19 protein-coding genes and 3 tRNA genes are annotated in these 25,197 nt (G+C 49.1%); 9 read left to right on the plus strand and 13 right to left on the minus strand.

Features of this window, described 5'->3' with window-relative positions; genetic code table 11:
* Window positions 1-80 precede the first annotated feature (80 nt).
* The 5 genes from BUC30_RS07980 to BUC30_RS08000 form a co-directional block, all read right to left on the minus strand.
* The gene (locus BUC30_RS07980) at window positions 81-1,145 is read right to left on the minus strand and encodes a sialate O-acetylesterase (RefSeq protein ID WP_073424343.1); all 1,065 of its coding nucleotides are present in this window, start codon (window positions 1,143-1,145) and stop codon (window positions 81-83) included.
* Window positions 1,146-1,271: 126 nt separating this feature from the next.
* Window positions 1,272-3,581 carry a DUF6055 domain-containing protein gene (locus BUC30_RS07985; protein ID WP_244536552.1) on the minus strand — a complete coding sequence of 770 codons (2,310 nt, stop codon included), beginning with the start codon at window positions 3,579-3,581 and terminating at the stop codon, window positions 1,272-1,274.
* A 114-nt stretch (window positions 3,582-3,695) separates the two neighbouring features.
* Window positions 3,696-4,613 carry a hypothetical protein gene (locus BUC30_RS07990; protein WP_073424345.1) on the minus strand — a complete coding sequence of 306 codons (918 nt, stop codon included), beginning with the start codon at window positions 4,611-4,613 and terminating at the stop codon, window positions 3,696-3,698.
* 118 nt (window positions 4,614-4,731) lie between these two features.
* Window positions 4,732-8,157 carry an MFS transporter gene (locus BUC30_RS07995; RefSeq protein WP_073424346.1) on the minus strand — a complete coding sequence of 1,142 codons (3,426 nt, stop codon included), beginning with the start codon at window positions 8,155-8,157 and terminating at the stop codon, window positions 4,732-4,734.
* A gap of 50 nt (window positions 8,158-8,207) precedes the next feature.
* Complete coding sequence (locus BUC30_RS08000; protein WP_083555647.1) at window positions 8,208-9,584, minus strand: M24 family metallopeptidase; 1,377 nt, start codon at window positions 9,582-9,584, stop codon at window positions 8,208-8,210.
* An 82-nt stretch (window positions 9,585-9,666) separates the two neighbouring features.
* Between BUC30_RS08000 and BUC30_RS08005 the strand changes: the two genes are divergently transcribed.
* From BUC30_RS08005 to BUC30_RS08035, 7 genes are all read left to right on the plus strand, one after another.
* Window positions 9,667-10,026, plus strand: a complete 360-nt coding sequence (locus BUC30_RS08005; protein WP_073424347.1) for a hypothetical protein — start codon at window positions 9,667-9,669, stop codon at window positions 10,024-10,026.
* Complete coding sequence (locus tag BUC30_RS08010; RefSeq protein ID WP_073424348.1) at window positions 10,016-10,978, plus strand: PhoH family protein; 963 nt, start codon at window positions 10,016-10,018, stop codon at window positions 10,976-10,978. The genes BUC30_RS08005 and BUC30_RS08010 overlap by 11 nt, the downstream gene beginning before the upstream one ends.
* Before the next feature lie 11 nt (window positions 10,979-10,989).
* Window positions 10,990-13,266, plus strand: a complete 2,277-nt coding sequence (locus BUC30_RS08015) for an HD family phosphohydrolase (RefSeq protein WP_073424349.1) — start codon at window positions 10,990-10,992, stop codon at window positions 13,264-13,266.
* A gap of 97 nt (window positions 13,267-13,363) precedes the next feature.
* Window positions 13,364-13,439: transfer RNA gene (locus tag BUC30_RS08020), tRNA-Asp, on the plus strand.
* Between the two features lie 188 nt (window positions 13,440-13,627).
* Window positions 13,628-13,819 (plus strand): hypothetical protein, encoded by a 192-nt coding sequence (locus BUC30_RS08025; protein WP_073424350.1) that lies wholly within the window; start codon window positions 13,628-13,630, stop codon window positions 13,817-13,819.
* A 6-nt stretch (window positions 13,820-13,825) separates the two neighbouring features.
* Window positions 13,826-13,900: transfer RNA gene (locus tag BUC30_RS08030), tRNA-Val, on the plus strand.
* Between the two features lie 25 nt (window positions 13,901-13,925).
* Window positions 13,926-14,001 (plus strand) — tRNA-Asp (locus tag BUC30_RS08035).
* A gap of 121 nt (window positions 14,002-14,122) precedes the next feature.
* On the opposite strand, the gene BUC30_RS08040 is transcribed toward BUC30_RS08035, so the two are convergent.
* The 5 genes from BUC30_RS08040 to BUC30_RS08060 form a co-directional block, all read right to left on the minus strand.
* Window positions 14,123-14,869, minus strand: coding sequence for a hypothetical protein (locus BUC30_RS08040; protein WP_139260812.1), 747 nt, complete (start codon window positions 14,867-14,869; stop codon window positions 14,123-14,125).
* 25 nt (window positions 14,870-14,894) lie between these two features.
* Window positions 14,895-15,608, minus strand: a complete 714-nt coding sequence (locus BUC30_RS08045; RefSeq protein WP_244536554.1) for a hypothetical protein — start codon at window positions 15,606-15,608, stop codon at window positions 14,895-14,897.
* Between the two features lie 58 nt (window positions 15,609-15,666).
* Window positions 15,667-16,920, minus strand: coding sequence for a hypothetical protein (locus BUC30_RS08050; RefSeq protein ID WP_073424352.1), 1,254 nt, complete (start codon window positions 16,918-16,920; stop codon window positions 15,667-15,669).
* Window positions 16,921-16,969: 49 nt separating this feature from the next.
* Window positions 16,970-17,890 (minus strand): M23 family metallopeptidase, encoded by a 921-nt coding sequence (locus tag BUC30_RS08055; RefSeq protein ID WP_073424353.1) that lies wholly within the window; start codon window positions 17,888-17,890, stop codon window positions 16,970-16,972.
* A gap of 174 nt (window positions 17,891-18,064) precedes the next feature.
* Window positions 18,065-18,829 carry a Nif3-like dinuclear metal center hexameric protein gene (locus BUC30_RS08060; protein ID WP_073424354.1) on the minus strand — a complete coding sequence of 255 codons (765 nt, stop codon included), beginning with the start codon at window positions 18,827-18,829 and terminating at the stop codon, window positions 18,065-18,067.
* Between the two features lie 234 nt (window positions 18,830-19,063).
* Between BUC30_RS08060 and metK the strand changes: the two genes are divergently transcribed.
* A complete protein-coding gene (gene metK, locus BUC30_RS08065; protein WP_073424355.1) occupies window positions 19,064-20,272 on the plus strand; it encodes a methionine adenosyltransferase in 1,209 nt (402 codons plus the stop codon).
* Window positions 20,273-20,456: 184 nt separating this feature from the next.
* Window positions 20,457-21,548 carry a 3-isopropylmalate dehydrogenase gene (gene leuB, locus BUC30_RS08070; protein ID WP_073424356.1) on the plus strand — a complete coding sequence of 364 codons (1,092 nt, stop codon included), beginning with the start codon at window positions 20,457-20,459 and terminating at the stop codon, window positions 21,546-21,548.
* A 188-nt stretch (window positions 21,549-21,736) separates the two neighbouring features.
* Here leuB and BUC30_RS08075 read toward each other — a convergent pair whose 3' ends face one another.
* The 3 genes from BUC30_RS08075 to BUC30_RS08085 form a co-directional block, all read right to left on the minus strand.
* Window positions 21,737-22,843 (minus strand): hypothetical protein, encoded by a 1,107-nt coding sequence (locus BUC30_RS08075; protein ID WP_073424357.1) that lies wholly within the window; start codon window positions 22,841-22,843, stop codon window positions 21,737-21,739.
* A gap of 133 nt (window positions 22,844-22,976) precedes the next feature.
* Entirely contained in the window at window positions 22,977-23,861 is an 885-nt protein-coding gene (locus tag BUC30_RS08080) for a hypothetical protein (protein ID WP_073424358.1), read from the minus strand.
* A gap of 36 nt (window positions 23,862-23,897) precedes the next feature.
* Entirely contained in the window at window positions 23,898-25,196 is a 1,299-nt protein-coding gene (locus BUC30_RS08085; RefSeq protein WP_073424359.1) for a hypothetical protein, read from the minus strand.
* Between the last annotated feature and the right edge of the window lies 1 nt (window position 25,197).

Here is a 25,197-nt window from a genome sequence, read left to right on the forward strand (position 1 = left end):
GAAGGCTAATTCGCTTTTGTCATCCTTAAGCAAAAACGTCCAGCGCTCGCTGGACGTTTTTCATTATAACCACAACAATTTTATTGTTTCCGCCCGGTCAAGCGGTAGCGATGTTCCACACCATTTTTCTTGAATCGCACAAACAAACTATGTTCGCGAACATCATAGAACAGCCTCGGCAAATGCGATTCCACAGCACGAGCAACAGCCGAACTGTGAATAGCGTTTGTACTATCCGATGATGTAGAATCACTCCCTGTCGAATCAGAAGGCACGACTTTCGAGGAATCCGTTTTAGATGAATCTTGAGCCGGTTCCTGAGCCTTGAGCAATTCAAGCATCTTTTCCGCATAGCGTTCGCCCAAAGTTTGATAGCCATCGCGAGTGAAATGGAGCGTATAGCTCGGTTCCTTAATCGCAGGGCACCCCTGAGCCGAAATCACATAGCCATTCGGAATCAAGTCAGCCGCCTCTTTCACGGCATCGTTTCGCCAGCCCAAATCGCCCGTAGGCGCAAGTTCACCAAGCAAAATCGGAGTCTTTTCCGGGTCTAGCTCCAGTTCTTCAATGAACTGGTCATAAACCTTCTTGACGCGTTCGGGCCAGTCCTTCATCTGGTAATCCGCTTCGCCCTGATGGAAAAGGAATCCCTTGATGACGCCTTTCTGCTTTGCTATTTTTCCCATTTCAACAATGCGCTTGTGCACATCGCCACCATATTCATTCAGATACTGAATCCACCAAGTATCGTTCTTGTTTTTGGCATTCTGCACATAAGCCGCATTGCGGTCTTTATCGAACAGGTCAATGCTCTGCCCGCCAATCGCCACATTCGCGACCGCCACCGTGATGCTATCCGGGAGTTCCTTAATCATTTTGCGACCAAAGAAATCGACAATGCCGACCTTGGAACCACTATGGCCCATCGGAGGTGCCGCCGGATAAAATTCACCAACTTTCTGGTTGGAATGATTCCCTGCACGTAACACCAAGAAACGCGGATTCGTTTGACGGTCCGTATCCGTAATAGTCGCCTGCCCCGACATATTGGACTGCCCGTAAGCAAGGTAAATATGCAAGTTCGGGTCCTGAGCAAAAGACGCCGCTCCCAAAACAGCAAGCGAAAACAAAAACTTTTTAACCATTTTTACTCCATAAATATCCAACCAATATTATTATAACCAAAAAGAAACCCCATTTCGAGGTTTCTCAAATTTATTTTATTGCCAAAACGACAAGAGGCCGCACATTTTACATCAGAAATGGCGATTTCACCTTACATTCACGCGAATCAAACGATGCGAACGTTTTGCACGAACTAGATACATTCCCGCATTAAATCCTGATGCACGTAGTATCTTTTGCAAAGCTTTATTGCCTAGCGCACTCCATTCAGAGGGTGTTACTTTCGCAAAACCGAGATGTTTTCCATTCAAATCAAACACATCATAAGCTTCATTCACATCACTTAACTGGAGCGCCGCCACCCTAGAAACAATACCCGTTGTATGCCCCGGATCTGTCTGCGTGGAATCATCTGCAATTGTATACCATTTGGCATTTTCAATGCTTGCAGTCGCATCCGTCGGGGGCGTCGTGAGGTTTGCGCCAAAGTTCGCATTGTTCAGCATGTCAGTATTGACCATGCCATAGAAAATTCCCTTCGAGATTTCTTTATCGAAGTTGTTTTCGAGGTCGCCGCGAAGCTGGGCCGTGCCGGAAAGTTTCTTGCCATTTACCGCCCACATCACGCCGTAAACTTGTGCGTTATCCGTCACCGTTGAATTCACAATCAGCGAAAGCGCACCGACTTTAGCCTTGCCACTAATCATTCCGCTTACAAGCCAAGCGTCTTCTTCAAGCATAGCGTCATCGCCAATCGTGCCAGCTGTCACAAGAGCGCGCCCGCGCACCACGGCGTTACCGCTAATCGTTCCGCCATTCACGACAGCAAAATCCTCAATGCGGGCATTCCCAGAAATCGTACCGCCGTTCACGACCGCATCGGGGCCCACATAAGCGGTAGCCGCCACTTTCGCCTTGTTGCTCACAAGACCGCCGCCATTTGCATGCTTAGTATAGCCGCTTGCATTTGCGGGCTTCCAAAAGTCCTTGTTATAGCCTTCAGGCGCGCCGTTCACAACTTCAATCATGTACGGATAGCGATAAATGCTGTAATAGAACTGGTCCCAAAGAATCGTCTGCATTTCCGTCGGAGTCGCCGTCACCGCAAGCCACAAAGCCTTATCATTCGCCTTCGTTTCGATTTCAAGATTGAAGCCCGTTCCGTGTTTCATTTCGCTGTAACGTGGCGTGCCATCTGCACCTTCCGCGACCAAGCCAACCGTCCAACCCGACGCAGGATCCGGCAATTTGTCCGGTGCGTAATTGCACCATTTATAAGTTTTACCCTTGTAATAATCTGTATTGTCGCCAAAGCAAGTGTATCCATTGACCGTCGGCTTTTCCTGCACAATACCACGGAACTTAACCGTTACCTTTCCCGCCGAATTCGGATAAATGCGCACCAGGTTATAACCCCAACGCTGCGGAGCCCAGTAACTCGGCGAAATGTAACGGTCCACGCAATTCTCGGTCGCAACATTCCCATCCGAATTCTCGGAACTTTCGCATTTCATCTTGTTCAGCATGGTCACGCGGGAATGTCTGCGATACAAATCACCCCAGCCATCATGCGTTCGACGAGTCGCAAATTCGTAATCGCCCCAGGACTTTTTGTACAAAGTTTTCTTGGCAGGAGCGTATTCTACCGTTGCATTCTTCATCGCAAACTTGCCAAACTGATCATTCAGCTGTTCCAGCGACCAGCCGTAAACCATCATCATCGCACTAAACGGAGTCTGTTCCATGCGACCATTTTCACCGTCGCGAATCGATTCCATCCAAATGCGATTGACTTCGTGAGCGCCTTTATTGCCGCCACCAAATTCTTCTTTCAAATGTTCCAGGAACTGCCAATTGCAATAGCGGTCGCGCGTGGAACCGTAATACAAATACGGAAAGTTAATCAGATATTCAGAGCAATGAGCATCATTCGGATTGTACTGATGCGCCATCCAGTTCGCATGCGATTCCGCCATCCAACCCGAGTGACTGTTGTTCCCGAGCCAACCCGCCACGCCCTGCAAACCATGCGCAAACTCGTGCGATGTTCCCCAATAATCCTTGAGCGCCCCGACTCCAATCCACATGCCAGGCCCAAACTCGCCATTCAAAGCCTTCACATAATCCTGGCCACCGTACAAGGACGGCAATGTTTCAAACACATAAATATTGCTTTTGAGTTTCCTGTCCGAACTTTTCGGGAACGGCAACATCCAGCCGAGCGAATCGATGTAGAACGAATACACCTTTTCTAGCGACTGGAGCACACCCTCGGCATCAGAAGTCGAGATTGAAACATTATTCGCCGCACCATCGTCGGTCTTTGGCTTTTTGCAAACTTCAAAATGTTCCGAAGAACGGATTAGCGTAAAGCCGTTATCTTCACACTGCGGGACCCACGTCACGTCGGCAAACGACGCCACCGCCATAGCACAGACTATCTGCGTAAATTTCATACCACCACCCATAAACAACCCTAGAACATTCTAGGTATTACTAATATATATTCTCGCCCCCTCAAGCGCAAGAATCAACTAGCAAATTGTTGTCTAGGGACACCCCGTATGAGGTTACTTTCTTCCGAGATTTTTGAAATCAGGCGAAATAAACACGCAATTGGAGTCTTTTGGCGCAGAGCGATAAAGCACTAATTCAACCGTAAAAATGCCCTTGGTTGAGGCACTCACCGACCAGCGGCTACCGGCAGGACAATCCTTGACTTTCTTGTTCAGCGTTGCCGTAAACTTTCCGCCCGTCACGCGATACGTAAAGTAATCAGACACTAAAGAATCCGGCATCTGGAGCGATTTCGGCCCACCCACCTTGTTTGTCTTTGCAAAGAAAGACTTTTGCGCCTGGATATAGTACAAAGTCTGCCCGGTCAAATCTTCGGACACCGCCTGCGATCCACCGAAAACGCTCGGTGTAGAACAACCGCGCACGCCAAAGACGAGCACAAGCACAAACGCAAGCGAACAACCGATAAAAACCCAGTACTTCAGTTGAACTTTTTTCGCCGCAGCCGCAATCTTTCCGCAAAGTTCCTTAAGTTTATCAGAAACGCTAGGTCCCTCTGACGGAGTTCCCGAGAGTTTCATATCCTGCAACACAATTCCGTCTTGCCACTTGAGGAGCTTCGTTGCAACGAGCATGTGACAGAACTGCTTGGGGAAAGCAAGGCCAAACGCAGCAATGATAAAAAGAACAATGCTCAAGATGAAAAGAACGAGCAAAGCGTTATCTGCAGCCGGCAACAAATCCTTCGCCTGACGAAGAACATCCAAAAGCTTTTTGTCATCCGAGAAATTCTCGGCCGCAAAACGACCTGTGAAAGAATTCGAATAACGGTTGAGCCCCATCTGCACGCCATCTTTTGCCATAAGGCAAACCTTCGTGAGCGCGCGCTCGACTGCAAAACAGAACATTCCAAGGATTGCAATCAGCGATGCAACCAAACGCGCAGTACGTACAGGGGTCAAGCTTTTCATTTTTTCTCCTAGTCTTTAGTCATTAGTCAATGGTCATTAGTCATAATAATCGCGGCATAGCCGCCAAACTTTAATCTAATAACTACCAACTAATAACTAGTAACTGCGGCTCCGCCGCTTACTTTTTCTCCACCAGTTCCTTTGCCATCTTCTTTGCGGTCACAAAGTCAGCCTTGCCAGAACCAAGCTTCGGCATCACATCTACGTTAAACGCAGCGGACGGGAGCATGAGAGGCGGCATGCCGCTTGCACGCAATTCCGAGAGCACGTCCTTCGGATCCTTTTCGCCCTGGTACAAAAGAACAATCTTTTCACCCTTGGTCGCATCCGGGATTGCCGTAACAACGTAATCGCAACCCTGCAACACAGGCGTATCCTGAATCTTCTTTTCGACTGCGCCAAGGCTAATCATTTCACCACCGAGCTTAGCAAAGCGGCTGTAACGGTCCACAATCGTAAGGAAGCCGTCTTCATCGAGATAGCCCTTATCACCCGTGCGGTAATAGCGAATGCCATCCTTCTGGACAATCACGCTCTTCGTGCGGTCTTCGTCCTTGAGGTAGCCCTTCATCACCTGGCAACCGCCAATGAGAATCATACCCGCTTCACCAGTCGGGAGCGGTTCGTTTGTTTCAGGGTCGACAATCAAGAACTGCGTACCCGGGAGCGCAGGACCCACCGTACCCGGCTTGTTGTTCACCTGCAACGTGGTATAGTCATCGAACAACGTATTTTCAGTATTGACCGATGCCACCGGAGCCGTTTCCGTGCAGCCGTAACCTTCGTAAATTTCCTTACCGAACTTGAGGCGGAATGCCGTTGCAAGTTCCGGACGGAGAGCCTCGGCACCAGCGATAATAATACGCACAGACTTAAACATCAACGGGTGCACATAGCGGCTCACCGTAAAGGCTCGGAGGAACGTCGGTGTTGCCACCAAGAACGTCACCTGGAATTCCGCACAAACGCGAGACATCGTCTTCACGTCGGTCGGGTCAGCCACAGCTACAATCGGGCAGCCTTCCGTGAGGTTCAAAAGCGTCGTCACCGTAAGACCAAAGCTATGGAACAGCGGGAGTTCCGAGAGCATCACGTCGCCACGGCTCACGTTCAAAATGCAAGCAAGCTGCTGGATGTTGCCCATCAAGTTGCGCTGCGTAAGTTCCACACCCTTCGGCGTACCTTCAGAGCCAGAGCTAAACACAATCACAGCATTGTCGTCCATGTTGCGATGTTTCACAAACACAAGGCGAATAAGCCAGCTCGGCATGAGGATGCAAAGCACAAGGAAAGCAGCAATCTTTGCCTTCGGGATTTCCTTCATGATATCTTCGGCATAGAGCAAGCGCACCTTGTCCGATGCAATCTGCGAGTAATCGTTGCCACGGCCTTTCAGCTTTTGCACAAACTGGCGGCTCGTAATCACGGTCGAGCATTCAGCGCGATCGCAGCAGAACTTCACGTTTTCGACAGAAGACGTGTAGTTCAAGTTCACGTTCGTCTTGCCAATCACCCAGAGAGCGAGGTTCACAATCACGCCCGCAGGGCTCGGTGGGAGCATAATGCCCACGTTCTGTTCATTCTTGCCAAGCGTCTTCTTGAGGTAGCCGCGGAAAGCCATCACAGCGCCCATCAGCTTGTAACCCGAGAAGTGAGCGCCATCCGGGCTATAAATAGCAGGACCATTCTTCACGTACTTCTTGTAAGTGCGGATCCAGCTATCGGCAATCGGGTGCACAAACGAAACAGCGTAGTTCCAAGCGTCAATCGAGATGCGGCGGATAATGGCACGGATTTCATTAGGCGGCGTGTTCGCCGGGAGAGCTTCACCAAAGGCGACCGTCACAGAACGTTCAGCCGAAGCACCGAACATGTTCGAAGAGCTATAGCTATAGTTAGAGCCCCACAAGCCCTGGATGTAGAACGGAATTACCTGAGCCTTCGTGCCATCGACAGCGGAGGAATAGTCAATCGTAAACGGTTCCACGTGCGGAGACTTGGAAACTTCGCCCGACGGGAAAATCACAACAGCCTTACCTGCGAGGAGGGCTGCATGAATCTTGTCCATCGCAATCTTTGGATTGCGGTTATCAATACGGATCATGCCCAAGCGCTTGAGCACGGCGCGCAAGTACCACTTGTCGAAATGGTCCTTGTTGCTAGCAATGCAAAGCGGACGCGGAGAAGCCATCTGCACCATAGCCCAGTCAATAAAGCTGTGGTGGTTACCGACCAAAAGAATCGGACCTTCGTTCGGGATGTTCTGAACGTTCAACACGCGAATTCTATAACGGCTGAACACAAAACGTAAAAGCGTACGCAACATCGCCTGCGGCAAGTTGGAAATCGACCAGACGAACACACCCACAGAAATCACGGCAAGGCCAATGAAGTAGTTCTGCGGACGGACATCGGTGTAGCGGACCATCATCGTGAACACGAACAGGAACGCCACAAGCACCACAGCCTGGATCAAGTTTGCAAGTGCAATCACAGAACCGGAGTTGTTCGGACGCGTGTTATACTGCAAAAGCGCATTCACCGGCACCAAGATGAGACCGCCAAAGAAACCGGTCATGGAATAAAGCACAACGAGTGCAACCGGATGCACAAGGAACGGCACGAGGAACATGCAGATTGAGGCGCCAAACATGCCAAGCGGCACAAAGCCGGATTCAATAAAGTCCTTGGAGAAGTGTGCAGCCACAATCGTACCAACCATGAGGCCCACAATCGCAAACGACATGTAGTCCTGCATCATGTTCACGGTCGAAGAACCGGACACGTCCTGGTAAATCAACACGAACACCTGAGCCAAAGCCCAGAACATCGAAAGGGCGATGATAGACGCACGGAGCGTAGGCACGCGGAAACCGAGACTCAAGTGGCGCTTGACCTTGTCAACGCTCACGTTCAAGTCTTCGAACTTCACGCGTGGAATCATGAAGTTTGCAACCGTACCCAGCACGCTCACTGCCGTCAAAATCCACGGAATCACGACGGACTTTTCCGTAATGCGACGCACTGCTTCGTAAGAAACGAGCTGGTCCAAGTTGATCAGGTTCACGCCGACAATCGCAAGCCAGGATGCCGCGATAATACCGCTGATACTGAATATCTGGAGGAAAGCGTTCGCGTAGCTCAAATTGCGCACGCCAAACATTTCCTTAAGAATCGCGTACTTTGCCGCACTGTGGATGGCAAAACCGCAGCTAAGCCCAATCGAGAGCCAGAATGCGATTCGCGGGTAATCGACCGTCACCAAGACCGACTGCGCTATCACAAATAGCGTCATCATGAGTGACGACCAAGCCATCACCTTGTTCTTCGAGAACTTATTGGTGAAGAACCCCGCAAAGAACACCATCAACACGTATGGCGCGAGGAAGAAAATTTGGAGCATGAAGTTCTGCCAGATGATACCGTCTTTGGCAAAGAACGATCCCGACAGAATTTTCTGGGCGTAAATAAACACACCCGCCTGAACAAAAGCTGTTGCAAGGATAGATAAGAAGAATCTTATAGAACCTTTAACTTTCCACATTTACAAAACCCTTTTTTTGCAAAATGTCCTTTCGTTCAAAGATAGAAAAATCACTTCATGAGAGCCTCAATCTCCTCAACTGTACGCGGAATATGCTCCGAAATATTTTCAAAACCGCTTTTTGTAATAATTAAATCATCTTCGATGCGGATGCCGATACTTTCGCGGTAGCGCTTGCCGTCAATTGTCGCCGTAAAATCGCCGTAAAGTCCTGGCTCACAAGAGATTAACATTCCCGGTTTTAACACCACATCCAAGGAACGGGAACCCGGGTCGCCCTCGTGGATATGTTCCCCAATAAAGTGGCTTACCCCATGCGGCCTCTTATCGTACAGGAGCTTGAAACTCCCCTTCGCGCCCTTTACAAGGCGACGGTCAAGTTCCATCATAATGAACTCCCAGCAAATCATGCCGATTTCCTTGAGAGCAACTCCCGGACGCACCACGCGCTGGTACACCTTCGCAGACTCGAGCACAATTTCGTACAACATTTTTTGGAGCGGGTCAAACGTGCCGTTTACAGGGATTGTACGCGAGATATCGCTGTGGAGCGTCCCGAACCGCACACCAAAGTCAAAGAGCACCAGTTCGCCATCGCGCAATTGCTCGTCATTCTTCACGTAATGCAGGCAGCAGGCATTCTTGCCCCCCGCAATAATCGTTGGGAACGCAAGGTCGCCATCGCCACGGCGCTGCATCTCGTAATTGAGGAACAACGCCACATCACGCTCGGTCTTCATGTTCTTCATCTCGGGCAAAAGTGCGCGGAACGCTTCATCCGTAATCTCTTGCGCCACGCGGGCATCATCGATGCGCTCCGGTTCCAGCACCAGGCGGTCTTCAAAATGCATGTCAGCACAGCTCTTGACGTTCAACTTATAAGGGCGGAGCACCTTCTTCAAATCGTTCTTGAGCTTTTCGTTGTGGTCGCCCTTGAACTTCTCGTAATAGAATGCATAAGCGTGATCCACCGCATTTTTGCCATTCGCATATTTCTTCGCAAGCGACTCGACAAAGTCCCAAAGTTCGTCAATCGGTCGAACATCCTCGACACCCGTCAAGCGAGCAACCACATTTTCGCCATCCACAAAGCCAAGGCGCTTGCCGTTCCAGAATTCCTTGAACGGGTCCTTGCGCGGCACAAAGAGCGTCGAACGCATGGCACGCGGGTCCAGCACCAGATAGCAACCCGCCTGGTTCACGCCGGTCAAATACAGAAACGCCGGGTCCTGCACAAAGCGAGTCCAAGTTTGTACAAAGGCTTCCTCGCCCCCCGGTTCAACTATCATCCCGGCAAAAACGCAAAAAGAGTCTAGCTTTTCCATCAAAGACTTTCGTCTTTTCGCATAAATTTTCTTGGAATCGTAATTTTTGGACGATAAAAAGACCTGAGAATAGGCCTGAACGTCATTTTTACGTGCTTGCATAGTCAATTTTTACCTTTTTTAACATTTTTTCTGCCACAACTATATATATTTTAGCCATCAAAGACTAGAATGGAGCTTAATAATGTCTCTTAAAAAATGGAAATTAGTTCTCGCCTCTGTTTCTGTAGCACTTTTCACAGCTTGCGCAGGTTCTTCTAACTCTAGCAGCAGCAGCGACACAGGCTATACGGGAAGCAACGAATCCACATCTGAATCCTCTTCTTACACGGGTTACAGCGAAAACCAGGCCGAAGCCGCTAAGCCGGCTGTTCAGCCGAAGAAAGAGGCTCCTAAGGAAGTCATCAACGAAAAGACTCTGAAGAAGACTCAGGACGAAGCAGTCGCCGCTAACGAAGACAACCACAAGCTCCGCAAGGAAATCTTCGACGCAAGGACCAAGCTTGGTCTCCCGATTCAGCAACCTTCTACAGATGAAGAGTAGTATAAGGCATTACTCACTGTCTGACAACCTGAAACGCGTTATTTCAGGCGAACGTGAAACGGTTTTCCGATTACTGGAGAGCCGTTTTTGCGCTGAAATACGCACCCGTCTTCCGGGTCTGGACCTAGTTCCCCAGGAAGGAGCCGACTTGTCAGGCCTGCTGGCCGTTCTCGACCAGCTCAAAATTGCCGCACGCAACGGCGAAATTTTAGACGCATCCCAGCTCGAACGCATGCTCGGTCCTAAGGAGACTTCCGAAGCAAGCTACACCGAGCTCATCCCCGACAGCCCTGTCTTTAGGAACAGGTTCGGCATCAGCGTCTCCGCCAAGACGCCCGCACAGGCGGAACTGGTCAAGGCAGTCGAAAAAAACGACATCATTTTTGCAAAAGGCCCTGCAGGTACAGGCAAGACATTCCTTGCGGTAACGCTTGCCGTTGCAAGCCTTGAACGCGGCGAAGCCGAACGCATCTGCCTCGTGCGCCCCGCCGTCGAAGCCGGCGAATCGCTGGGGTATTTGCCCGGTGATCTCAAAGAAAAGATTGCCCCCTACCTCCGTCCGATCCACGACAGCCTCTCCGAGCTTTTGCCCGCCGAGAAGCTCAAGCGTTACGAAGAAACAGGCGCCATCGAAGTCGCTCCGCTCGCCTACATGCGCGGTCGCACGCTTAAACGCGCCTTCATCATCCTCGACGAAGCACAAAACACGACAATCGCCCAGATGAAGATGTTCCTTACCCGACTCGGTCCCCACAGCAAGGCGATTATTACCGGCGACACAAGCCAAATTGACCTCGCCAAAGGCCAAACATCCGGTCTCGAACACGCGATGAAAATTCTCCAGGGGATTCGGGGAATTGCCGAAGTCGAATTTAGCGCTACAGACGTGCTCAGGCACCACCTGGTCAAGGACATTTTGCTAGCTTACGAACAGAACGAGCAAAAAAAATAGAAGAGCATTAAATGAACAAGAAAGAGAAAAAGATTCATTTATTTATTGGCTGGGTTATTTTAATCCTTATCGCCATTCTCTTATTCCCGGACAAGAATATTGCCCTCCGCGCCGAGCGCCCGCACTTGGGCCAGCTCAGTACAAGGACAATTGTTGCCCCGTTCAAGTTCGAAGTCCCGAAGACCGAGCAGGAAATCCAGAACGAAAAGGCTCGAGCCGCAGACAAGATCAACGCCATTTTTGAATTCAACGCCGACGAAACGACTCGACAGCTGCGAGAACTACAGCAGTACCTCAAAAAGCTCGAGCAGTACGGCAAAATGCAAGCGCTCATCAGCAGTAGCAAAGATGACGGCAGCGCCTCCATGCAAGAAAAAATCAAGGAAGCGTCCAGCATCTACGACCAGTTAAAACAGCGCCTTTCCATTACCGCCATCAAGCCGCTCAGCACGAATTCTATCGCCCGCGATTCCTTGATGTCCGTATTCTACCAGATGATGCAGAAGGGCGTTTCGAACACGCTCCTCGCCAAGACGGAAACCGAGGTCAGCCTGTTCTGCAACAGCTACAACATCAAGCAAATCAAGAACATCATTTACAACAAGCCAAACATTTCGCTCATCAAGGATAACGAAGAAAGCACGCTTGAAATCAGCGAAGTCCAGCCGATGCAACGCCGCATCGAAGAAGCCTTTAGCCAACTACAGAACTCGTTCTCCGCCGAACAAGGATTACAGAGTGCCTTCTACGAAGCCCTCTACGTTTTCACAAGCCCGAACGTATTCTATCTCGAAAAAGAAACGGAAGCCCGCAAGCTCGACGCGAGCAACAAGGTCACGCTCATCAAGGGCATGGTTCCCCGCGGCATGGAAATCGTAGCCCAGGGTGCCCCCATTACTAAGGAAATTCTTGAAAAGATTGACGCTCTCCAGCAAGCACAGCAGAACGAAGAAAACTCGAAGATGCTTACCGCCCCGTACGGTAACGTGCTTGTATTCGTCATCATCATTACACTTCTCATCATGTTCTGCCTCTACACGCCTACGCGTACGATGTTCAAGACACCGCGCCAGTTGTGGAGCCTCATATTCCTTACAGTTTTGCAACTCCTTGCGTTCTGGATTATCCACAACCTCTCGGGTTCGCTCAACAGACCGGACAGCATCCTCCCTGACGCCATCGACTTCATGTGGCTGTACCCGGTTACGTTTACACCCGTGATTGCCGTTGTGCTTTACGATGCCCGCATGGGACTTGCATTTGCAACTTTCTCCGCCGGATTCTACGGCATCTTGAACGGCTATGACCTCGCCGCAACGCTCACAAGCTTGGTCGTGAACATCGCCGTGATTGCCCCGCTCTTCCGTATGCGCTACCGTGTGCAGTTCGCCTGGAGCATGATTGCAGGTGTCGTTGCAGCAGCCGCATCTGTAAGCATCATGCTTCTCCTCCGCAACCGCTTCAACTTCGCGACGTTCTACCAGACGCTCATCGCCGCAAGCGCAAACATCATCATCTTTACCGCAGTCGCCTCCGTGCTTTTGATCCACGTTGTCGAAAAGGTCTTCAGCATTACGACCGTGCTTACGCTCATGGAAATGTCGGACTTTAACCGTCCGGCTCTCAAGCGCATTTCGGAACTTGCTCCGGGCACGTTCCACCACAGCATCCAGGTTTCGAACCTCGCCGAAAGCGTTGCCGAAAGCATTGGCGCAAATTCGCTCCTCGTCCGCGTGATGGCTCTTTACCACGACCTCGGCAAGACGATGCGCCCCGAATACTTCACCGAAAACCAGAAGCAAGGCGTGAACCCGCACAACAACCTCGATCCGTACCAGTCCGTCAAGATTTTGACCGGTCACGTTTCGCAGGGCATGCTGCTCGCCAAAGAATACAAGATTCCTGAACTCGTCGCCACCGGCATTCAGGAACACCATGGCACAACGCTTATCCAGTTCTTCCACCACAAGGCAAAAGAACTCGCCAAGGAAACCGGTAAAGAAGTCAAGGAAGAAGATTTCCGCTACAAGGGACCACGTCCGCAGAGCATGGAAACCGCAATTCTCATGCTCGCCGACGTCATCGAGGCTACCAGCCGCTCCATGACAGACACCTCCTCCGAAGCACTCGTATCCATGATCCACAAGACGATTCTTGACAAGTTCATGGATGGGCAGTTCAACGAGAGCAATTTGTCTGTAAAGGAACTTTCCAAGCTCGAAGAAGCGTTCCTCCACAGTCTCGATGGCACGTACCACACCCGCGTCAAATACCCTGGACAGAGATAGACGAAAAAAATTAAAGAAAAACGCCTATATCCCTTGACACACTAATTAATTCTTTTTATATTTGGGTCGTTCGGTTGGAAGACTGAAACAAACCACTGGGGTGGTAGCTCAATTTTGGTTAGAGCACCGGCCTGTCACGCCGGAGGTTGCGAGTTCAAGCCTCGTCTATCCCGCGATAAAGCACTTCTCTTTGAGAAGTGCTTTTCGTTTTTGTACGGTTCTTCTCGCGCCGTCATCCTGACGCCGAAGGCGGAAGCCCCTCCTCCATAAAAATTTCACTTTTTTTCGCGAAAAACACCGTTTCCGGTTGACAAGACTTTTAATATTTGTATATTTGGCTCGTAACTCGAGGTTGTAGAAAATGTTGAACAAAAAGAATCTTATTCTTATCGGTATTGGCATTTTACTACTGGTTATTGGTTTCATCTGCCTCGCCACTGGTCCTGCAGATAATCCGGTTAGCCTCTCGGTTGCACCAATTATCTTGACGATTGCTTACGTTGTGATCATTCCTCTTGGAATTCTCTACAGCGGCAAGGAAAAAGACAAGTAATTATTTGGACGATTAGCTCAGCTGGTTCAGAGCGTCTGCCTTACAAGCAGAATGTCAGCGGTTCGAATCCGTTATCGTCCACTACCGAAGAATCGGAAACGATTTTGGGGTGGTAGCTCAATTTTGGTTAGAGCACCGGCCTGTCACGCCGGAGGTTGCGAGTTCAAGCCTCGTCTATCCCGCGATAAAGTCCTCTCGAAAGAGAGGACTTTTCGTTTTTATTAAGCTACACAAAGACTAAAGCCTTGCATAGCAAGGCTTCTTTCGTCTCTAGTCTGTAGCCACAAAGTGGCGTTCTTTCGTCTATATTTGGAAGCCTATCGCAGCATTCAAGTCGATGACAAGCCCCTTGTCCATCTTAAAGAAGGCGTTCTTGCGATCCGCTTCAAATTTGCTCGTCCAGACATAACCGAACCCAGCATCGGCAAACACGGCAAAACGCCCTAAGAAGCCTTCCCCATCATTCAAAACTTTCTTGATGCCGCCACTAAGCATAAAGCCCCAAAGCCATCCATTAAAATCGCCATGTTCGTCCGTATCGATTTTCAAATGGTTCAGGAGGAATCCCGCCTGGAAATAGCGCCAGCGCTTGCCACCAACGCCATACAAGCGAAAACTTTCTTGCAAGCCGATATCGTAAATCTTGTAGCCATCATCAGAACGGTCCACACGCACGTAATGCGGCATGGACACCAGAGAAATCTTCTCCTGTAGCTTCCATTCAAACGTCAAATTGAATATCGGATAGTCCGTAAAGCCATTCGGAACGTTGATGCCTCCCCAAAAGTGCGAATAAGGCACCATAAAGTTAAACGGATGGATATACAACGTAAACGTAGAGTCTCTGAGCGAATCATCAGCCGCCTGAGTCTCGGGAGATTCAGCATCAACCACTTGCAAAGCACTAGAATCAGCTTCGGCTGTAGTGACTTCGTCCTTTACGACTTCTTGTTTTGCCACAACCTTCGCATTCGATTTCGGCTGCGATTTAGCCGGTTTAGCGACACAAAATACAGACAAAGCAATCAATAAAAGGACGACTTTCTTCATGACTCAAATTTAGCTTTTTCCTCCATCATTTTTTAAGCCATCGCGAAACTTGAACGCAATTCCAGCCTATTGAATTGTGCTTAAAACCTCTAGCATACGAGGCGCCGTAATGCGATCCGCTGAACGAAATTCCTAAGGCTACGGCAAAGTCCGGGAATCGGTAAGACGAGCTTAACTCCACAAATTTCCAACGGAAACTCGCCCCCACATACAGGTAATCGAAATCGAATTCCGCAAACGCCGAAACGGCCTCGTCCGAAATCCAATGTACACCCACCGCAGGCGAAACGCCCTCATCCGTAAAGCCACTCAGCATCCCAGCCAAATAGACTTGATGCCAAATAAAGGAGCCTGCCCACTTGAATCGGTGACGCGTCCAAAGAACCTCGCCAGGATTCCATTCTATACCAAGTCCATAGCTCATCCCGAGTGCAAAATGCAGCCATGTTTTCGCATAAGATACTTCTGAATACAAATTGCGATACAGCGAATCCATCGACTCGTAAGCCACAAAAGTGCCTACGCGGTAAGCATCGTTCCCAAATTCAAGCGACAAGTTCCACGAAGTTTCTTCCACATCGTCCAACCAATAATACGAAACGCCGTACGACGGAATCGCATACCGTGCTGGAGTCGAATGGTAACCGCCAAGCCCAACAGGCGAAAGCCCTCCCGCCAAGAGCGCAGCAAACGAAGCACGCCCCTCTGCAGCCAAAGCTCGTCCCGGAACAATCAACACCCCCCAAAAACAAATCAAACCTATGCAGAGCTGAGCGCACAAACACGTACAAAATCCCTTACGGGCGAACAAGAATACCGACCACATCCTCGTACTCCCCCACAGACAAAGAAACAAAAGCGGCACCAATTCCAAGGTTTTCCTGTACCGGAACTTTCACCCATTCATTCGACATCGCCGAAACTACAGACTTCCAAACACAACGGCCCGCCGAATCCAAAAGCGAAAGCACAACATTGTGTTCAGATTCTACACGCACTCGAAGCGGAGAGCCTTTTTTTGAAACTACACGAGAAGATAGTTTGTATACAACAGGCGCTTTTGCCGCCACTAGACTCGTCGCCACTTGATTAGCTCCGCCCGTCTGAGACACATTCCGAGCATACACTTGCGAACCATGAGGCAAATACCCCGGTGTAAACTCCCGCCGCATCGAGAGCGGATTAAATCCAGACGGGCACGATACAGTTCCCTTGTTCCAATAAACGCTATCAATCACGCTATCCCGGAAACAAAGTCGGAGCATTCCTTCTGTGTTGTTTAAGAACCCCAGCGACACCTGAATCATCCGAATATCGGGAATGTTGAGTGCAGCCCGCAGAGACGCTGTATCCTTGCTTACCAGCAGCGCCTGGTACGGTCGAATCGAATCGCCCACCGTTCCCAAAGCGCCTCCGCGATCGCAAAAGCGGAACGCATCTAAGGGCAAAGAAATCTCGCTTGCATTATAGAGTTCCACCCATTCGGGCATAGGCTCTTCCGGGCAATGATGAACTTCCGTCACGCGCAACTGCGCCATCCCCGTCGACACTTTTTCCATCAATAGAGAATCCGAAGCATCTAGCGACACCGCCTTAGAAGCATCGACAAACTCCCACTTGTCCGTCAGCCCCACACGCTGAATTACCTTCCCTGGTTTAGGATGAGGAACAGTCACAGAATCCATACACGTCCCTGCCCAGACCTTCCACACGGACTCTCGTGAATTCGGCAGCGAGATTTTCCCAAGCGAACCACACGCAGTCCCCGCCTGCGACGCATGTTGAGCAGCCTCCCGAGCAGGGCATTGCGCCGAGTCATGCACGAGCACAAAGCGCTCCGCCTCCGGCCAAGCAAAAGCCATTACCGCCTTGGATTCAAATTGCACATAAAGCGATTCCGCCCGAAAATCGTCCATGCGAATTTCGACGTACTCGCCCTCCTGGTCCGAAACATCTTTCGGGTCCGGATAGAATTCAGTAAACACCGGGCATGATAATGCCCACGAAAAAAGCGCCAAGCTCACCGCCGGCACGACACCATAATTTTTCATTGCACCCTCCCCAGGGCGCGCCCACCACGCGTAAAAAAGCTAGCGGGAATTAGTCGACTTCATAGTCGTTAGGGAGAATATAAGGAAGAGGGTTTACCGGGACACCGTTTCTCCAGACCTCATAATGGAGGTGCGGACCGACAGAACGTCCTGTATTTCCCATATAACCAAGAATCTGATAACGATGTACAAACTCGCCCGGAGTCACGGCGGACATCTGCATGTGCCCATAACGGGTCTTGAGACCATTGCCATGATTCAGGACTACAAAATTCCCAAAAGAGGAACTCAGCTGGGAAATCTCAACTACGCCATCCGCCGGAGCATAAATCGGAGTCCAACGGTCGTTGGAAATATCAATGCCCTGGTGCATTTTGCCGACTTCACCCGTCACCGGATGGATACGCGGACCAAAGGCAGATGCATAGCGGCCATTCGTCGGCGATATCGACGGGATATAGCGTAAAACAGAACGGCTCTGATCAATGTACTTGGTCAGAGAATTAAAGGATTCTTCGTTGTTCTGGATCTGTCCAAAGATACGCCAGACATCTTCGTGCATCTTGGCGGTACGTTCAAACACCGGGGAACTCTTGCGCAAAAGCTGAACATTCGGCTCAATATGGCCACCTGTCGAAAGCTTGCGAGAAGCTTCATCCGGCAGCGGGAGTCCAAGCTTAGCATGGAGCATCTTTTCGGCCTTGAAAAAATCCTTGGACGTACTGGAAATGTAATCCACCGTATTCTGGATTTGCGAAAGTTCCTTGTTCAGCTTCTGGCGGCTAGAAAAAGCATGCTTCAACACACCGTCATAAACGGAGGTCGAAAGCACTTGTACAAGGAAAAGGATGAATCCGATAACAACAACAATTCGAATAAAAAGCGAACCGCGGAGAATAAAAGAAGGCACCTTCACGGTCAAAGCCCGTGACGACTTCTGAAAGTGTATGGATGCCTTCACAAAATTCATCAGACGATAATGTAAATAAATGGCACTAAAAATTCAAAGGATTTATCCGTATTTTTTTATTACAAGCCATATATAGAAAATTGTGCCATTTTTGTAATAAGCCTATAGCCATTTAGCACCATCACAAGCCATTTCTAATAAAAGTTTACATGAGACTTGTGATGCGAAACCCACTTAAATCGGGTTATCCAAATCGATGAATTTAGATGGAATGCTAAGTTCAGCCTGGATTTTAGAAGCAAGGGCACTGACCCCAAAAATCTCGGTTCTATGGTGCCCGCAAGAGACAAGGTTCACCCCGTTTTCCTGACAGAATATGGGAACTTCTTCCTTGATGCTACCCGTAATATAAGCATCGCAGTTCATTTCCATAGCTTCCCTGATGTCAGACACACTGCAACTACCACTGCAAATAGCAACACGCCTGATTTCTTCAGGACCATAGAAAAACTGGTTCTGCACGCCATGAGCAAAAGTAGTATTCAGGCAATCCAAAAACTCTTCGCGAGTCGCAGGCGTATTCCATTCAGCAATCACGCCAATAGCGCGCAAGCCCGTATGCACAAATTCATGAACCGGATTCAAACCGAGAAGCTTTGCGATGACGGCATTGTTTCCGATTTCACGATGGCCATCGAGCGGCAAATGGAACCCGAACACGGAAATTCCATTGTTCATCAACTTACGAAGGCGTTCAGCAAATTTGCCAACCGGGAGCTGGGACTCGCCCTTCCAGAAACCATTGGGATGGTGCACGATGATGCAATCCGCTTTTTCGGCAATGGCGGCATCAATCAACTGGTCACGCAGGCTCACGCCCGTCACGATTTTAGTCACCTTATCACTAGCCTCGACACAAAGGCCATTTACACAGTAATCATTAAAGGATTTCGGGTCAAGCAGGTCATCAAACCATGCGGTCATAAAAGACAGATCCATAAATTCTCCTTGTTGAACAAAACATCCTGACACCATGCCAGAATCAACTCTCCACCATCCAACTCTTATCGTTAGCTATAGATAATATAGATACATAATTTTTATTTACAACTATAAAACGCGATTTAGGGCACAAAAAAGCCTTTTGGATTATTTTTTCGTTGTCAAAATCTATGCATTTAACTAAATTTACGCATAGAAAGAAAAATGAAAGAATTATTATAGGAGCCCCAAATGGCACATTATCTTTTTACCTCTGAATCCGTTTCTAAAGGCCACCCGGACAAGGTCGCCGACCAGATCTCCGACTCCATCCTCGACGCCTGCCTCGCCCAGGACCCGAACAGCCGTGTCGCTTGCGAAACTCTCGTGAACACCGGTCTCGTCGTCATCAGCGGCGAAATTACCACCAAGGCAGTTATCGATTTCCAGGAAGTTGCTCGCAACACCATCAAGAACATCGGCTACGTGAACCCGGACCTCCAGTTCGACTACAAGGGCTGCGCCGTGCTCGTCGCTATGGACAAGCAGTCTCCCGATATCGCCCAGGGCGTTGACGCCAAGGCTGCCGTCGGTAAGAAAGACGACCAGCAGGGTGCTGGCGACCAGGGTATGATGTTCGGCTACGCCGTCAAGGAAACCAAGGAACTCATGCCGCTCCCGATCAGCCTCGCTCACAAGCTCATGGAAGAAATCCAGAACCTCCGCGAAAAGGGCAAGATTAAGTGGCTCCGTCCGGATGCTAAGTCCCAAGTCACCGTCGAATATGACGAAAACGACAAGCCGGTCCGCGTTGACACCGTCGTCATCTCTACCCAGCACGACGACAAGGTGAACGGCAAGGAACTCAAGCACTCCGTGATCGAAAAGGAAATCATCGAAAAGCTTATCAAGAAGGTTATTCCTGCCAAGCTTTTGGACAAGAAGACCCGTTACCTCGTGAACCCGACCGGCAAGTTTGTTGTCGGTGGTCCGCACGGAGACTGCGGCCTCACAGGTCGTAAGATTATCGTCGACACCTACGGTGGCATGGGCCGTCATGGTGGTGGCGCATTCAGCGGTAAGGACCCGTCCAAGGTCGACCGCAGCGCAGCATACGCCGCACGCTATGTCGCTAAGAACATTGTCGCAGCAGGCCTCGCCTACCGTTGCGAAGTGCAGCTTGCCTACGCTATCGGCTACTCCAAGCCGGTTTCCGTGCTCGTGAACACGTTTGGCACAGGCAAGATCGACGACCGCAAGATCGAAGAAATTGTCGCACAGAACTTCGACCTTTCTCCGGCAGGCATCGAAAAGATGCTCGACCTTCGCAAGCCGGGTTATGTCGCCACCGCCGCTCTCGGTCACTTCGGCCGTACCGGTGAACGATTCACTTGGGAAAAGACCGACAAGGCTGAAGATTTGAAAAAAGCAGCAGAAATTATTGCTGAATACGACGTCTAAAAAAGCCACTGCTGAACTTTAACAACGTCGACAAGACCGTTTAGTTCAAACAAATTAAATAAAAGCGATTCGCAATAAAATGCGGATCGTTTTTTATTTTTCGCGCCTTTGTCGCACAATTTCCTCTATTTCCAGGCTCCGTTTTGCTATCTTTACATCGTTCAAATTTAAACAAGGATTAACAATGAGCAAGAATTACAAGATTGCAGTGCTCCCGGGCGATGGTATCGGTCCGGAAGTGATGAAAGAAGCTGTCCGCGTGTTGGACGTCGTTTCCAAGAAGTTCGGTTTCGACGTAAACGCCGAATGGGCAAATGTCGGTGGTGCCGCATACGACGAAAGCGGTTCTCCGCTTCCGGAAAGCACCCTCAAGCTCGGTGAAGCTTCTGACTGTATTCTTTTCGGTTCCGTGGGTGGCCCGAAGTGGGAACACCTTCCGCCGAACCTCCAGCCGGAACGCGGCGCTCTCCTCCCGCTCCGCAAGCACTTCAAGCTTTTCTGCAACCTCCGCCCGGCCCGCGTTTACAAGGAACTCGCAGGCGCATGCCCGCTCCGCGCTGACATCGTGGGTGACGGTTTCAACATCCTCACGGTCCGCGAACTGACGGGTGACGTTTACTTTGGCCAGCCGAAGGGCCGCGAAGGCGTTCCGGGCTCCAAGGAAGAAATCGGTTTCGATACCATGAAGTACAGCCGCTACGAAGTTGAACGCATTGCTCGTTTCGCTTTCGACGCCGCTATGCTCCGCAACAAGAAGGTCGCTTCTATCGATAAGGCCAACGTGCTCACCACGAGCGTACTCTGGCGCGAAGTCGTGAACGAAGTCATCAAGGACTATCCGGAACTGACTCTCGAACACCTCTATGTGGATAACGCAGCCATGCAGCTCCTCAAGCGCCCGCGTGAATTCGACGTGCTCCTCTGCCCGAACCTCTTCGGCGACATCCTCACCGACGAATGCGCAATGCTCACTGGTTCCATGGGTCTCCTCCCGTCCGCTTCTATCGCCGAAGGTTCCTTCGGTCTCTACGAACCGGCCGGTGGTTCTGCTCCGGACATCGCAGGCAAGGGTATTGCCAACCCGCTCGCACAGATCCTCTCCGTGGCCCTCATGCTCCGCTACACCTTCAAGGAAGAAGAAGCTGCAAAGGCTATCGAAGCTGCTTGCGAAAAGGTCATCGCTCAGGGCTACCGCACTGGCGACATCTACCAGGAAGGCTGCACCAAGGTCGGCACGACTGGTATGGGTGATGCTATTATAGCCGCACTTGCCTAAGTGTAACTAAGAACCTACGACAGGCAAGTGCTCTCACCTCCACGACTCGTTAATACGAGTCGCTTGAGGCTCACAGATTAAAGCACTCGCTTAATTTTTGCGACACAACGCAAAAAGCGACCGGATTTCTCCGGTCGCCTTTTTTTGTATGATGGGAAATCAAACCCTTGTGAGGCTGACTACGCTTATTACTTAGCGCAACCCGTGCCGAGCGTACCTTCCAAAACAGATTCGCACTGAGCCGTCATCGCAATGGCTTCATCGCTACCTGCCGGGAATTCAAGGCATTCGCCCAAGACACCCGGGATATCGCAAGAGACCATGTCACCTGCCGGCGTTTCACCAGTTTCCTTGTTTTCCGGTTCTTCAGTCGTGTTAGATTCTGCCGGCAAAAATTCCTTGCAAGCCTTCTGTTCAATTTCAAAAAGCGTCGCCTTATCAAAGGACGTGCTAGAAGATGCAATATTGAAATAGGCATCAGCAGAACAATAGTGGATGCCGCTGAAATCGGCAAAGTTCTTGGAAACGCATTCAAGATGAGGCATCGGATAAATCGAGTAGTTCATATTGACATAACGACCATCTTCCGGATCAAGGAACACAAGCTTCTTCTTGGGAACCGTATCACCCTTCAAGTCTTCGTCCTTATAGAAGTAGCTCCATTCAGCATCATCCATGGTAAAGTCACACTTGGTCTCAGGCACAATTGTGATCTTAGCATAGCGTGCCTCGCCAATAGCGGCCTTGCAATCATTCCGCACAGCTTTGAAGGCATCTTCGCGAGTTCTATTTGCAAAGTACCCCTTTTCAGTCGTGCTAGAAACATAGATAACCGTGTTGCCATCTTCATCACAAGAACGTTCACCCACAAACGCTCCATCAGAAGACTTGTTGGATGAAGTCGGGTCAATGTTGCACATCATGCTGGTCATGCTACCTGTATAGCGAATGGAATCACGAATGACAAGGTCTTCGCCCTTGATTTCATACGTTGTCGTAATATTAGCATTATTCTTGCCATCACTCCCCTTGTACGAAATCGTCCAAACATCGTCCGTAGCCGCAAAGCCACAGGGATCAGCTTCTTTTACAGAAGAGCTAGACGGTTCTTCAGCAGCACTCGAAGAACTAGCGACATCGGAACTAGAATTCGGAGACGATTCAACAGAGCTAGAAGAGACCTGCTTATCAGGCGTATCGGAAGCCGCAATCGGAGACGAAGAATCGTCACCACACGCCATAAAGCCCATAGCCATAGAAAGAGAAAGGCCCACGCCAATCTTTTTGTAATTCATATATAACACTCCTTTTTTATTTTAATCGTAACGCCAAATATACAAAGTTTATACATAAAAAACAAACTTTTTCAAATAAAAAAAAGCGACCAGATTTCTCTAGCCGCCTTTTGGTTCTCTCTCCTATGATTTTTTATTTTCTTTGTCCTTGAAGGGCTGCTATAAACCCATTTATAAAAACAATTGCGCTATCGCCTTCTGGCTTTTGTTCTTTCCACGCATTTAGCTCATTGATAAAAAAATCTCTAATAAGATTATTCGTAGAAAGCGAGCCCGTGTAGCCAAAGGAATTTGCAATTTGCAATGGCGATAGATCGACAGACCACTCAAGAATCAAATCCTCTAACAGATTATTGACAATCAAGTGGCCCGGATTATGAGCAAATTCTCGTTTATCAAAATCGAATGTTTCGCCCGGAAGCCCAACGGCACTCATGATTTCTTTATCGGCATGTTCTTTAGCTTCAGCCAAACTATAGTCTAAGTAAACTAAACGATGCAAACGAAATGTTTCCAAAAATGTCATCACGTTTATGTCGACGGTTCTCGATTTTCTCAAATCGACAATCACTCCATACGATGCCACAAAACGGTCTTTTTTCTGATCAAACATATCAAAGGACCAGTCGCCATTCCATTGCCATGATTCACTTTCCGCATATGGAGCGAGTTCAATTTTCACATACGGGCTGTTCAGTGAGACATGGTCAAACGAAAACTCACCTGTAGAACCATCGCAGCGGCTATAGAACACCACTCCCGTTGTATCCAAGGTAACAGAATCAAGTTCAGCCATCCTTACCATGGTACCCGCTTCGGCAACACGTCGCAACGTCATCGAATTTGTAGCAGCGGATGCAGATAGATGCGAGGCATGGCCTTCGACCGTGATATTGTCAAGAGCTACGCGATTATCTTGTTCACTCAGGGCAGGATCCATCACCGAATCACCGACATCCGAGCAAGCTGTCAACGCAGCAGCCATCAACATGGCATAAGCAATTTTAGAAACCTTCATTTTCACCCCAACTCGTTTTTATGATTCAATTACAAATCATTCATTCAAAGACATGCAATAGTTATAGACGGAAACTGCAGATTTAATCATTTCTTCTTCAAGCGGTTTTTCAATCTTATCCATATATTCCCCGTATTTTTCATAAAACTCGATCGTGGTACTACGAGATCCATTGGCGCACACAAACGACAAAGGATGAGGATTGTCACAAGGTAGATGACCAAATGCATAACTCCGTCTTATCTCACGTAAACTATCCAAGCTATCAAGGGCATTATTTAAACATTCTTTCGTTAAATCAGAAAGGACATTATCATTTTCAGCATTATTTTTCCATCTCTCGAGTTGGGATCTTGCCTCAGTCGTAGCCACGTCAAGAGCTCTGTCTTCCGTAGTAAACTCGCAATCACAGTAAGATGCATCCACGTAAATCGGTTCACATGTTTCATCATAAGGATGAGCATCCGTCATTGGAATTTTAGTTATATCATACCAATCAATACTTATAATATCAAAGTCTGTATTTTCTTCATTATAGTTGAATATGATGCGAATACCCTTTAAATGAGCGAGCACCTCCTTCATTGGCACAACTTTAGACCAATCCATTTCACCAGATGTGTAAATTTCAAATCCCCCAAAAACATTACACGTCTTTTTACTTTTTGACAGAAGATTTTCAGGATTTAACGAATTTGTACGGAGCCCATGAGTAGATATTTTATTTAAATTAGTAATAGAATCACTAGGTATAAGTTCCACGGAAATATCTCCCGAATATTCCACACAAATTCCATGCATAGCGCGGGCATCGATTTCTCCGATATTTCCCAAAGAATCTTTCCCCGCAAAATAGAATTCCACAGAAGCACGTCTGTCAAACACATCTTCAGCATCGGAATCAGGTTTATCTCCATTCAGTTCATATATAACCTTACCACACAAGCTCCCCCCACATTTGTCTATAACATCGGCAAGAGACATCGAATCAAATTCGTCCGTAGCCACTCCCGGCCATTCAAATCGAACATTGCCACCATCGCCCGGCTCTACATGCCAAGTCCAAATACCTGAAGTATTTGTTCCATTATCGTAACCGGTGCGAACGCGGTATCCCGATGTGCGGTTCCACAATGTAGGCGACCATATACACCCTTTTTCCACGGCTTCTAGGGAGTCCGTCACGCCCATCACGCTGCACAGCACAGGTGATTTCGGCATTAAATTATTTTCCATATTCGGGACACTCGTCGAGCCCGAAACCGGCAATGCATTTTCGGAACATGCGACAAATAAAAGAGCACCGAGAGCAAACAAACTATAAAGCTTTTTCATA

The sequence above is a fragment of the Fibrobacter sp. UWB7 genome (assembly GCF_900142945.1).
Classification (GTDB): Bacteria; Fibrobacterota; Fibrobacteria; order Fibrobacterales; family Fibrobacteraceae; genus Fibrobacter.